The organism is Deltaproteobacteria bacterium (assembly GCA_016177765.1).
Taxonomy (GTDB): Bacteria; UBA10199; UBA10199; order JACPAL01; family JACOUP01; genus JACOUP01.
In genome coordinates, this window is sequence record JACOUP010000003.1 from 30,046 (window position 1) to 42,286 (window position 12,241).

The following is a 12,241-nucleotide window of genomic DNA, read 5'->3' on the forward strand; positions in this document are numbered from 1 at the left end:
TTATGGCTGACGGCAAAGAGAAAGAGATCGACCGGGTCGAAAAAATATCTTATTCAAAATACCTTTTTGTCTTGGGGACCCTTTTTTTTCTCGCCTCTGTTTGGGCGGTTTTTAACGAGGTAGTCACCCGTCGGAGCTGGAAATCGTACCAGAGCGAATTCAACCGGATCGAATTCAAAAGGGTTGAAACCGAATATCAGGAAAAGAAGAGACAGATTTTGGAAGAGGACAAGGCTTTGGAGGCCCAGTCCGTGAGTTACGAGTCCTTGCCTGATGACCCCGTCTTGCTCTCGCTCCGACAGATTCGTTTAAAGAAGGAAGCGGCCACCAACCGGATGGAGTCTGGTGAATACAAACAGGCTGTGACCGGGACGGCCCGTCAGAAGATCCGGATGGATGATTTGAAACAGAGGTATCAATTCCTCAAGGCGGATCAGGAGGAAATTTATTACGAATGGAAGCATGCCAAGGAGAACAAGAAGCCTTTTGAAAAACTGATGGCCTCTTATTATGAGAGTGACGGCAAGCTGATCGCCCTCAAACTGGAGATGGAAGATCAGGAAAAAAACCTCGCCAAGGCCTCTTCCTTTGTAGAAGAAATCCGGGCGGAGATCAAAAAATGGGAGAGGGCGGAGGAAGAACGCCTGAAACCGCTTAAACTTCTCGAAAAAAAGAAGGATGCGATCCTGTCGCGCAGGCTGGATTTGAAGCAGGTGGTCGTTGATGATTTGGGCAAAGGAGGGGTTGTCCAGTGGGGGGCGGTTGATCGGTGTGAATCCTGCCATGTGACGATCAACCGTGCCGGGTTTGAGGAAGAAAAAAATCCATTCAAGACCCACCCGAATCGGGAACTCATTTTTGCCAAACATCCTGTGGAAAAATTCGGTTGCGTCACCTGTCACGGCGGTCAGGGGCGGGCGACCGAGATTGAGAAGAAACCTCTGGAAGAGGGGGATCATGCCCATGGGGTTGTTCCTCATTGGGATGACCCGCTTCGTCGGGGGCTCGATCTCCAAACAAGTTGTAACAAATGCCATCAGGATCAGTGGAAGCTCGATTGGGCCCCCAATTACATCCAGGGAAAGCGATTCTTTGTCGAACGTGGCTGTATCGGTTGCCACAATGTTCAGGGTCTCGAAGGGATGCCGAAGGCAGGTTCTCCGCTCCTGAAGGTGGCGAGCAAGGTTGATCCCCAATGGCTGGTGGGCTGGCTCCGGAATCCGCGGGATTATCTGCCCCATTCCAAGATGCCGAAGATTCCGCTGGATATTGACGAACCGGGACAGGTGGAGAAAGTTGCTTCTTATCTTTTACAAAATTCCAAGCCCTTTGATTTTCCAAAAGGGAACTATCCGGGTGGTTTGGCAGAAAAAGGGAAACAGGTCTTTGAAACGGTCGGTTGCTACGCCTGTCACAGCTTGGATGGAAAGGGAGGGACCCATGGCCCTGCCCTGGACAAAATCGCTTCCAAGACGAGTGCCCGCTGGATCTATAACTGGATTCAGGAGCCAAGGGCCTACAGCCCGATGGCCAAGATGCCTTCTCTACGCCTGACTCCCCAGGAGGCGGCCGATGTCACGGCCTTTCTGATGCAACAAGGGGATTTGATCCCAGCCGAAGAGGGGCTGGCCGAGAAACTGAAGGATCCGGACAATGCGAAGGCTGGATTCCTGCTCATTTCACAGTACGGTTGCTACGGTTGCCACGAAATCCGGGGGTTTGAAAACGCCGCAAAGCTCTCTGTCGATCTGACCACCTTTGGAAGGAAGGATGTTGTCGAGTTCGATTTTGGAGATACGGAAATTTCCAGAACCTGGAAGGAGTGGACCCGGGGAAAACTTCACAACCCGAGGATGTACCTGACCGAAAAGACAAGTTCGCGGATGCCGAATTTTGAAATGACCGACGCGGAGATTGATGATCTCCTGGTTTTCCTGGGGAGTCTCAAGAAGGAGGAGGTGCCGGAGCGGGCGGTGCCGGTCAAGAGACATCCTGAAATTGCCGCTGTCAGTGTGGGTCAGCTACTGGTGAATCGATACAATTGTAAAGGGTGTCACCTGATTGAGGGGGAGGGGAGGGAGGCCATTTCACAGGTTGTTAGCGATCCCGGTTTCCTCCCGCCAAATCTGATGGGGATCGGTGCCAGGGTCCGGCCGGAGTGGATGTTCCATTTCCTCAAGGATCCTTCAAGCACGAAGATCCGGAACTGGCTCACACTCCGGATGCCGACCTTTCAATTCAGCGATCAGGAGACGATGGCGTTTGTCCGTTACTTCTCCGGTTTGAACCATGTCGATGCCGGCATTATGACCGGTGATTCCTTCAAGCCGGACCCTGCCTTGGTGGCCGTCGGTGCCAAGTTGGCCTCACCGGATTATTTCAGCTGTTTCTCTTGTCACGTTCAGGGGGGCAAAAACCCCTCCGGAATGCCCCAGCAGTGGGCCCCCGATCTGTCGATCTCTCGCCCACGGATCCGCCCCGGTTTCATACAGAAATGGGTTCGGGATCCCCAGAAATTCACGCCGGGGGTGAATATGCCCGGTTTCTTACCGGACGATTCAGCGGCGCCGCCGGATTTCCTGAATGGGAGTGCCCAAAAACAGGCTGAGGCGATTGAGCAGTATATTTTTAGCATCGGAAAATGATGGTTCGACTGGCTCACCATGTCCGAGTAGGTTTTCAAAAAACAAGTGGACACCCTGAGCTTGTCGAAGGGTCTCTTTGGGTTTTGTTTTTTTTCCTCCTTCCCTCTTTCTGCTGGGCCGGCGGTGCCATTTCGGGCCACGTTCGGTTTCAGGGGGTTTTGCCAAAACCGAAAACGATTTATGTGACCAATGATCAGTCTGTTTGTGGTTCCAAAAAGGTTTTGGAGACAGGGATTGGCAAAGAAAAGGGGGTGGGTGGGGCCGTTGTTTTTATTCAAGGCCCTGTTCCCGGGGGGAAGAGACTTTCTCTTCCTTCGCTGGTGATCGATCAGAGGGGGTGTGAGTTTGTCCCGCACACCCTTCTTGTGCCGGTGGGTATTCCGGTGACCGTGCAGAACAGCGATGCCACCCTTCACAATTTTCATACCGCAGGCAAGGTCAATCCCCCGACCAACCGGGCCCAATCCGGGGGGAGTGCCCCGATTCCTTTTGTTTTCCAGAAACCGGAGATTTTTTCCGTGGGGTGTGATGTCCATCCCTGGATGCAGGCCTGGATTGTTGTCGCCGAACATGCCTATTATGCCCTCTCCAATGAGGAGGGAAATTTTTCCATGGCGGATATCCCCGCAGGGGCCTACACCTTAAAACTCTGGCATGAATTTCTTGGAGAACAGCAAAAGAAGGTGACGGTGAGGGAAGGGGAGACAACTTCTGTGGAGTATATTTTGGAGTTAAAAAACTGACTGGAAAAATAAAGGTTGAAAAATAGAAAGTTTTTGTTGATAAAAGTGCCCATCCTTCGACTGAGCTTAAGGATGTCCATTGTTGCGTTCATGGGCATGGTGAGCTTGTCGAACCATGACACAAAAAAAGGAGGCAGTATGAAAAAGACGATTGTTGTTGTTACCCTCGCCCTTGGGTTGGTTCTTGCCGGAGCTGTCACCGTTCAGGCGGCAGGGACTATCAAAGGGAGGGCCAGTTTTACAGGGGTAGCGCCGGCGATGCCGATGCTGACCAAGCAGGCCGATCCGTTTTGTGCCAAGAGCCCGACCAAGGATGAAGAGGTGGTGGTGAACGCCAATGGCACATTAAAGAACGTAGTCGTCCGTGTGGTAAAGGGGGCCCCGAAAGGGGCTGTTCCGGCCCAGGCGGTGGTTTTGGACCAGAACGGCTGTTCCTACAAGCCGCGTGTCCTGGCGGTTGTTGCCGGCCAGAAGGTCCTGATTCGCAACAGTGATCCTGTCCTGCACAATGTTCATAGTTACCAGGGGGCGGCAACCGGTTTTAACCAGGCGATGTTCAAGGGGATGAAGGACCTGGAAAAAACCTTTCCGTTGGGGGCCACCAAGTTCAAGTGCGATGTGCATCCCTGGATGACCGCCTGGGTTGTTGGGAATGAGAACCCTTTCTTTGCCGCCACGGGAGAGACAGGTGAGTTTACCATCGGGAATCTTCCCGCCGGCACCTACACCCTCGAGGCCTGGCATGAGAAGTACGGGATCCAGACCAAGGATTTGACCGTTGCCGAGGGGCAGACGGTCGACGCCAGTTTTACGTTTGGCGCTAAGTGATCCCTATCTTATTTCTTGAGCCAGCCGCTCGGCCAGTCGCAGTGACAACCCCATGATCGTTACCATCGGGTTCACCCCCGGTGAATCTGGAAAAACAGAGGCGTCACAGACCGAGATACGGTCTGAACCAAACAACCGGAGATCCCCATCGACAACCCGGCTGATGCCTGCCGTTCCCTGGGGGTGGAAGCCGCTGGTGATCAGCCGGCGGGGGATAAAATCTTCGGGGCGGAGTTTTTTGAGCTCATGAAGAGTGGCTGGTTCATTGGGAAGATCCACGGCCGGAAGCAAAACCCTTTCCGCCCCTGCCGCAAAGAACGCCTCGGCGATCATCAAGAGACCGGCGCCGATCTCTTTGGCATCATCGGGGTGGAGACGGTAATGGATCCAGGGGGGAGAGTCGCCGAACTGTTGAACCCTGCCTGTCTGGCGATCCCGGACAAACAGACCGAAACTGACCAGATGTTCACTTTGGCTGATCCACCAGGCAAAACGCTTTCCCGCCTTTGAAAGCATCGGACCGATCACACTCTTGGGGAGATGGATCCCTTCCAGGGTCACACGGGGGAGTTCCGGGGGGCGGTAACCCAACCCTTGCGGCACCCCATGCCCGTTGTTGGAGAGAGAGGGGAAATAGGCCAAGACCTTGGTTGCGGGGTGGATCTTGAGATTTTGCCCAGCCAGGGACCCGTGAGACCCGAGCCTGTTTCTACGGATCAGACCGGGGGTTGCGAGGGCCCCGGCCGATAAAACAAGCTGTTTCGAGCGGATCAATTTTTTTCCGTCAACAGTTTCAATCTCCACAATGACGCCATTTTCTTTTTCCGAAATTTGTATGGCACGACTCCTGTCAAAGAGGCTCATCCCTTTTTCGACCGCTTCGACGAGAAAGGCCCGGTCTGTTCCCAGTTTGGCTCCGGTGGGGCAGAGGAAACAACAACGTCCAGAACCTTGGCAATCGGGGGCATTGCGGGGCAGGGGATAGACCTCATTTCTTCCGATGGCGGACAACCCCTTCTGAAAGATCTTCGAGGAAAGACTCGTGATGGCGGCAGAGGGTTTTGAAACACCAATCCGTTTCTCGGCAAGATCCATCCAGGGATCGAGGAGCCCGGAGGAAAAAGGGATGCCGGTTAGTTCCTCCCACCTCTCCAGGCATTCCGGGAGAGGCCTGAGGCAGGTTCCGGAATTCACGACTGTTGTCCCACCCACGGCGGAACCGGCCATCACGAGGGTAATCCCGCCGTAGAGGGAGGCGCTCATCCCCTGGAGGAGGTAATGTTTTTCCAGAATCCGCGGGGCCGACTCCATCTCCGCAAATCCCCCCTTTTCCACGATGGCGATACGGAACCCCCTCCGGGTCAGATCCCAAGCGACCGGGGCCCCTCCGGCCCCTGAACCGATCACCACAACATCAAATTCATTGTTCGGAATTTCTTTCGGGTGAACCACCCTTGGACGAACCCTCTTTAAAGGATGGGGAGGATTGGGCGGGACGTTTTTTTCTTCCGTCAACATTTCCATGAGGGGGCCCAGGAGAAGGGCCAGGATCGCCCGGAAAAGGGTAAACCGGTGGTTCATCATCCGGTCGAAAAACCGGTCGAAGTCTCCTGCCGAAAGGTGGCTCACCCGGTTTAGTCTTCCCAGAATAAAAAAAGGACCCGCAAAATCCAGAAGGAGGGCGAGGAGGGGGTAGAGGGTTCGGAAGGGATTGTCAAACCGGGAGCCCCTTTGCCAGGCACGCTGTGCGGCATCGGTCACCTGAGACGCCGGCATCCCCATTTCCAGGAGCCATCGTTCACCAAGGGGCCATCGGGATTTCATAGAGTTATCGGGGTCTCGTCCGGTCCACCCATTCAAAGGCGGCGGTTCCCTTGGCCACAAGGGTGCGGTCAACCCCTTTGGAAAGATCCACAAGCCGGAGTTTCAGGGAGGCCAGATTGCTATTGTGACACCAAAGGAGGGAATCATCGGTATCGGTGTATTCGACCACCGCCACCGGTGATGGGGCGATGATTTCACCGGAAAGGGTAACCTCCCCCTTTTTTGTTGAAAAGAGCCACCGACCTTCCGAGACTTCCGATTCTGCCTGAAAAATAGTCGACAGAGAGGAAAAGGAATATTGTTGCCTGCCGATAAAAAGGACAAAGGAGGAGAGGGGGCCAAGGGTCCACTTGGCCAGGTCGATCCTGGCGGACAACCCTTCAAAGACAACATCGGTTTCTCCCTCAAACTGGTTGCAATGGGCCCAGGCCCAGGACCGGGCCTGTCGGATTCCGCCAATATGCCCGATCATCGCGGGGGCCCTGTCCAAAAGGAGTGTTTCTGTTTTTTCATCCTTGGAGGAACTCCCCTTTCTTTTGACCTGCAGGGAGCCGGAGATTCGGATATCGAGCAGGCAGGCGGAATAACGGTTCCGGATCAGGCCGGTTCTTCGGATCAACCAGGGGCCATGGTCAAAATGGGGGCCGCTCATGGTCCAGTGAAGATCCCAGAAGAGAGGGCCGGCCTGCCCCCGGGCGCTGGTTTCATTGAGATGCGCAAACCCCAGGTGAAAGGCGGCGTGGGAGATCGCCAGATCCTCAAGGGGGTGGATCTCCTTGCCCGCCTCAATTTTTTCCCTGTCGAAGAAGACCCCCCAGATTGCCGCCTTCCTTTTTTTGCCGTCGAGCAGGCTGTAACGAAACCAGAAGGCCTTACCGGGGGCGATGTTGACCTTGCCGAACCAGACCTCATAAAAAGGACCCCTCCCCTTGTGGCGGCGTGGGAATCCCGGGACCAGGGGTCTTGTTGAATAACGATGGGCCAGTCCCAGGGAAAGGGCGACAAAACCGTCTGCCCCGGCGCAGAGAAGCCATGCCGTTCCGTCGCTCCAAGACAGAAACAGAAAACCCAAGGTGCTGATCAGTTTGGCAATCAGCAGACTTTTGTAGAGGGCTATTTCCCGGGGGTGGCGGGCCGAGCCGATCGCTATCCCGGTGATCCCCCCCATCAGCGAAAGAGAAAGGATGTAGGTCAGATTGCCGGTTGGGATCGTGATGGCACCGGAAAGACCAAGTGTTGTCGCCAATTGTGTGAGTTGTGCCGAAAGGGCGGTCGGGGCAAAGAGCAGGATCAGACCGACGGCGGCAAAAACGAGTCCCCAGAGGAAAACGGTTTTCTGGTAGGGAATCATCCCTCCCTTCCCTAATACAAATAGCCTTGAAAAGGCAATGCCTTAAGAGGCCTGCCTCAAGAGGTTTTGACATCATCGGGGCAAAAGGCTAAACCGGGCTTATGTCTCAGGTACCGCTATCGGCCCTTAATTTCCGGCAGGCCAGTTTTTCCCTTCAAAGATTGCTGGCGCAATTGGAGCGCGATTTTTCTTCGCTCGGTCTCGGGACGGCCGAGGCCTTCCAGAAGTTCCGGCAGGAATGGTCTCTTACACTGATTCGTTACAGGGCGACCATCCGGGAGATGCCGAAGGCCTTTCGGCATCACCCCCTGGTTAAAAAATCGCTCTACGAGATCAAATTATTTGAGAAAGAACTCCAGCGGTTTAAAAACAGGATGAGCGAAAATTCCTTTCCGGAATTTCGCGACTGGTCTGATCGGCTTCGTGCCAAGATTTCACGGGTGGCACTGCAGGTGGCGGAATTGGAGGCGAGTCCCCTCGTCCAGAAATTCATCAGGGGAGAGACCGTTCTCCCCGACAAAAGAATCCTCCAGTGGCGGCGCAAGCTGGTTCATATCACCCTCGGGCTTTCATTTCTCTGGCTTTTTGTCTATTCCGGCTGGCCCCGAAGCGTGATTTGGGGGATCACCGGCCCCTTTATTCTTTGGGCCTTTTCACTTGAGTTGATCCGTCATCTAAACCCCCGCGTGAACCGGTGGGTTTTCAGGGTTTTTGGTTCCATCATGAGAGAAGGGGAGAATGAAAAGGTCAACGCCGCTGTCTTTTATATTCTCTCGATGGGGATTGTTTATTTTGTTTTTCCGGTTGAAGTGGCGATGTTGGCCCTCCTTTTTATTGCGGTGGGGGACCCGATCGCCGGGATTGTCGGGATCCATTGGGGGAGGCACAAGATCTCTTCTTCAGTCAGTTGGGAAGGCTCCGCCGCTTGCTTTCTGGTTTGCGCGGGACTCGCGGCCCTTTGTGCCGGGAGGGTTTTTCACCACACCCTCTCCGGAGCGCCGCTTGTTCTTTTTTCGTTACTGGCCGGACTCACCGGCGCTGTCTCCGAGGCGTCGTTCAAAAAACTGGATGATAATCTCGTCATGCCGCTCCTCTCAGCCCCGATCCTCTGGGGGTTGATGAAGGTTTTTGAGATCTTAGTTTGAATAAAACGTGTCATTTGAATATATCCAGTATCTCTACCAGGGATAACACTTCCACCCCTTCTCCCAGGGAATAGCGGGATTCCCCTTCGGGGCGGACAATGAAACCTTTTTTAAGTTTTAAATCCTTCATGCAAAAAAACAGCCCCCCTACGTCCTCTTTTTTTGGGGCCGTATGGCGTTTGATTTCAATGGGGATTATTTTTTCTCCCTCTTTGATCAATAGATCCACCTCCTGTTTTGTCGCCGTCTGCCAAAAATAAAATTCTGTATCTGGTTTTTTTATCCGGATGGCGTCCATCAACTGCTCCATGACAAACCCCTCCCAGCTGGCGCCGCATTTGGGAGAAACCAGAATCTCTTCTTTCGTATTTAGATGCAGAAAATAATGCAACAGGCCGGTGTCTCTCAAATAAATTTTTGGGCTCTTGACCAGCCGCTTGCCGATGTTGACAAAATAAGGGGACAGACGCCGGATCAAGAAAGTCTGTTCCAGAATGTCGATATAGTGGTTGATCGTGTGGTAATTCATTCCCAGTGCATTGCCCAGTTCACTGGCATTCAAGATTCCTCCGTGAACGTGGGCCAGCATGGTCCACAGACGGCGCATCATGACGGGCCGCACTTCAATGCCGTAGAGTTTCAGATCCCGCTCGATGAAAGTGCGCGTGTAGCCCTCAAACCAGTCGAACCGCTGTGCGGTCGTCTTGGCCAGATAGGGTGTGGGAAAACCGCCGCAAAGCCAGAGCCGGTTTTCGTCTTCGACCTCCTCCATTTGAAAAGGAGTCATGTCGAGAAAACCGACCCGTCCGGCGAGGCTTTCGGAAACATTGCGAATCAGATTCGGTGAGGCAGAGCCCAGGAGCAAAATTTTGCTGGTCTTTCCCTTATGTTCATCCACAAAACTGCGCAGAAGCGGAAACAAGGGTGGAAATTGCTGCGCTTCATCAAAAATAATCTGATGCGGGTGGCGGTTCATGAATCCTTCCGGATCGCTTTCAACCGCCGTCCTGTGAGAAGGTTTTTCCAGATCAAAATAGGCCCATTCGGGAAATTGTTCTTTCACAAAAGTGGTCTTGCCGCATTGACGAGGCCCCAGCAGACAGACGATAGGGAATTCGCGCAGGAGTCTTTGCAAGGGAGAGGTGAAGAGCCTTGGGGTCAAGGACATATGTGCAATTTAGAATATATATTTCTATTTTGCAAGTCTTATTTTCGCCCCGATAAAATCTTTGTCCCCTTAGCGGGTCCTCGGGCCTTGTTTTCTGAAGAAACGTCTTCCAAAACGTCTCTTAAAGGGAGTGTACGGTTTATTGAAAGCGGCGACCACGTTCGAGGCCCCGGGTGTGGAGGCTGGCAGTCGGGAACTGATCTTCAAGGTTTTTCGGATCAGTTTTTCAATATCACGGATATCCCTTCTTTGATCCGGGGTCGCAAAAGAGATTGCTCTCCCCTCGCGGCCGGCGCGACCGGTCCTTCCGATGCGATGGACATAGTCTTCCGAATTATCCGGAAGATCAAAGTTGATCACGATCCCGATATGGCTGACATCAATCCCGCGTGCCGCAATGTCGGTGGCGACAAGAATCCGGTATTTGCCCCTCCGAAACCCATCCATCGCCTCTTTGCGCTGGCCCTGCGAACGGTTGGAATGGATCTCAGCCGCTCCGTACCCTTTTTGGTTCAGATGCTGACAAACTTTTCTGGCCCCATGCTTGGTGCGTGAAAAGACAAGCGCCGTTCCTGGTGTCTCTTGAAGGACCGTTTCCAGGAGCGCCTGTTTCCCATCCTTATTAACAATGATGATCTCTTGCTCCACGTTTTCTGCCGCCGTTCCGGAGGGGGCGACCTCTACCCGGACCGGCAACTTCATATGGGCCGTCGCTATCCTTACAATCCCGGTAGGCATGGTGGCCGAGTAGAGAAGGGTTTGTTTCTCGGTCGGGAGGTTTTTCATAATCTGATTAATCTGCGGGGCAAACCCCATATCGAGCATCCGGTCGGCTTCATCCAGGACCAGGATTTTGACATCCCTCAGCGTGACAGTCCTTCGTTGCAGGTGATCGAGCAGACGCCCCGGGGTGGCTACCAGCACACGGGGGTGACGTTGCAGGTCCCGGATCTGTCGGGTCATTGATTCACCGCCGATCAACACCGCGGCTGAAAGACCGAGCGGCCTTCCGATCTTTTGAAGCATTTCCTCTGCCTGGATTGCCAGTTCACGGGTCGGGATCAGGATCAGCGCCCGGCCGCCTTGCATCGCCTGCAGACGCTGGATAAGAGGGATGCCAAAGGCCAATGTCTTGCCGGTCCCGGTTTGGGCAATACCGATAATATCTTTGCCGGCAAGCCCCGCCGGGATTGATTGGTGTTGAATAGGGGTCGGCTTTGTAAAATGCAGATGCTCTAGAACAGCTAAAATGGGGGCAGAAATTCCGAGACCCAAAAAACTGTGGGCCGGGTTATGAGGGGAATAGGTCGTTGGCACCGGGCAGGGATAGACGATTTAGGATTGTTTGTCCAGGGATTCAAATATTTTCGCCACAGGGCGTTGACGAGGACCTTTTCGATTTAATCGCTCATTTTTTGTAGACGAGATACTCATTGAGCGAGGAAATACGGCCCGCTTCCGTTGCACCACCGCTTTCGGCCCCGGCATAACTGAAGGTGTTCCGAAAGCCGTGACCGAAGAGCAAGGTCGTCGCCGTCACTTGATAAATGTCATAGATAGTCGAACCGGAGGTCGTACCGCTGGCTGCAGTCAGATTGATAGGGAGGCTTGCCGTAGCCGTCTCGTCAACCGTTCCCTTGATCTCCAGGACAAAATTCGTGGCTTGGTTGAGGCTCACGCTTCCCGTGCAATTCACGGCATCGTAAGTGATATCGGTCTTTACCGCCGTCTCGCCGTCTTCCATGATGACAAAGGTGTGTTTTTCCGAATAGGGGGAATTGGCATCCGGGGTGAGACAACCGGTATCCCATGTTCCGATCAGCCGGCTATCTTTATTGGTTTTGGTTGCCGTTCCCCCATCATCCGTACTCTCAGCCGAACCGCACGACATCGCCATCACGAGAAATGACCCGCATAGAAACCAAATCGCCACCATCATTTTTCTCATGTTCTCCTCCCATGCCTTGTGAGTATCAGAAACGGAGAAAGGAGTCAAAATGCAAATCCGTGGCAGATTCGGCATTTCTTAAAATGCTGGCCTCAATCCGGTATTGGTGATATAAAATCCCGCTATAGAGCCGAGATTTTTTTCCATCACCGTCCGGCCTCGCGCGAAGCGTTCCGAGGTTGAAAAAAGGCCTGACGGTTCCTACCGCGTTTCGGTAACCGCGCCTCCCATTGAGGGGAGGGCTAACGAGGCGGTGACCCGAGCCTTGGCCGATTATTTCAATATTCCCCAATCATCCGTTCGGATTACGAGGGGCCTCAGCGGCAAGAAAAAGTGGGTTGAGATTAGATGAGCGGCTTTTTTATGTGCGTCCCCAACGGGATTATTCGCACGCCCCGTTATAAAAACCGTGGTGCTCAAGCGCCGTAGAGATAAAACTCCTATCGGAGTTTTGTCATCACAATTCAGCGTCGAACCCTACGGGTTCTAATCCGTCAGACAACAACTGTGAAAGAGCAAGGGACCAGAAGATCCCTTGCTCTTTCAATCGTCCCCCAAGTGCAGGAAGAAGTACTGCTTTGTGAGCCGC

Annotated in this window: 10 protein-coding genes; 5 read left to right on the forward strand and 5 right to left on the reverse strand. The window is 53.6% G+C overall.

Annotated features, from left to right (window positions below; translation table 11 throughout):
- Positions 1-2 precede the first annotated feature (2 nt).
- The 3 genes from HYS22_01590 to HYS22_01600 all read left to right on the forward strand — a co-directional run bounded on the left by HYS22_01590 (position 3) and on the right by HYS22_01600 (position 4,216).
- On the forward strand, positions 3-2,645 hold the full coding sequence (locus tag HYS22_01590) for a c-type cytochrome (GenBank protein ID MBI1908847.1): 2,643 nt from the start codon (positions 3-5) through the stop codon (positions 2,643-2,645).
- A gap of 158 nt (positions 2,646-2,803) precedes the next feature.
- Entirely contained in the window at positions 2,804-3,388 is a 585-nt protein-coding gene (locus HYS22_01595) for a hypothetical protein (GenBank protein ID MBI1908848.1), read from the forward strand.
- A gap of 138 nt (positions 3,389-3,526) precedes the next feature.
- Positions 3,527-4,216 carry a carboxypeptidase regulatory-like domain-containing protein gene (locus HYS22_01600; GenBank protein ID MBI1908849.1) on the forward strand — a complete coding sequence of 230 codons (690 nt, stop codon included), beginning with the start codon at positions 3,527-3,529 and terminating at the stop codon, positions 4,214-4,216.
- 3 nt (positions 4,217-4,219) lie between these two features.
- Here HYS22_01600 and HYS22_01605 read toward each other — a convergent pair whose 3' ends face one another.
- The gene (locus tag HYS22_01605) at positions 4,220-6,040 is read right to left on the reverse strand and encodes a GMC family oxidoreductase (GenBank protein MBI1908850.1); all 1,821 of its coding nucleotides are present in this window, start codon (positions 6,038-6,040) and stop codon (positions 4,220-4,222) included.
- A 4-nt stretch (positions 6,041-6,044) separates the two neighbouring features.
- The gene (locus HYS22_01610; GenBank protein MBI1908851.1) at positions 6,045-7,391 is read right to left on the reverse strand and encodes a hypothetical protein; all 1,347 of its coding nucleotides are present in this window, start codon (positions 7,389-7,391) and stop codon (positions 6,045-6,047) included.
- A 101-nt stretch (positions 7,392-7,492) separates the two neighbouring features.
- Here HYS22_01610 and HYS22_01615 point away from each other — a divergent pair, with 101 nt between their 5' ends.
- Positions 7,493-8,536, forward strand: a complete 1,044-nt coding sequence (locus HYS22_01615; protein ID MBI1908852.1) for a hypothetical protein — start codon at positions 7,493-7,495, stop codon at positions 8,534-8,536.
- A gap of 10 nt (positions 8,537-8,546) precedes the next feature.
- Here HYS22_01615 and HYS22_01620 read toward each other — a convergent pair whose 3' ends face one another.
- From HYS22_01620 to HYS22_01630, 3 genes are all read right to left on the reverse strand, one after another.
- Complete coding sequence (locus tag HYS22_01620; protein MBI1908853.1) at positions 8,547-9,704, reverse strand: ATP-binding protein; 1,158 nt, start codon at positions 9,702-9,704, stop codon at positions 8,547-8,549.
- 69 nt (positions 9,705-9,773) lie between these two features.
- Positions 9,774-11,021: a DEAD/DEAH box helicase gene (locus HYS22_01625; GenBank protein MBI1908854.1), complete on the reverse strand. Its 1,248-nt coding sequence runs from the start codon at positions 11,019-11,021 to the stop codon at positions 9,774-9,776.
- A gap of 91 nt (positions 11,022-11,112) precedes the next feature.
- Positions 11,113-11,643 (reverse strand): hypothetical protein, encoded by a 531-nt coding sequence (locus HYS22_01630; protein ID MBI1908855.1) that lies wholly within the window; start codon positions 11,641-11,643, stop codon positions 11,113-11,115.
- Positions 11,644-11,776: 133 nt separating this feature from the next.
- On the opposite strand from HYS22_01630, the gene HYS22_01635 reads away from it, so the two are divergent.
- Positions 11,777-12,004 carry a DUF167 domain-containing protein gene (locus HYS22_01635; GenBank protein MBI1908856.1) on the forward strand — a complete coding sequence of 76 codons (228 nt, stop codon included), beginning with the start codon at positions 11,777-11,779 and terminating at the stop codon, positions 12,002-12,004.
- Positions 12,005-12,241: the final 237 nt, after the last annotated feature.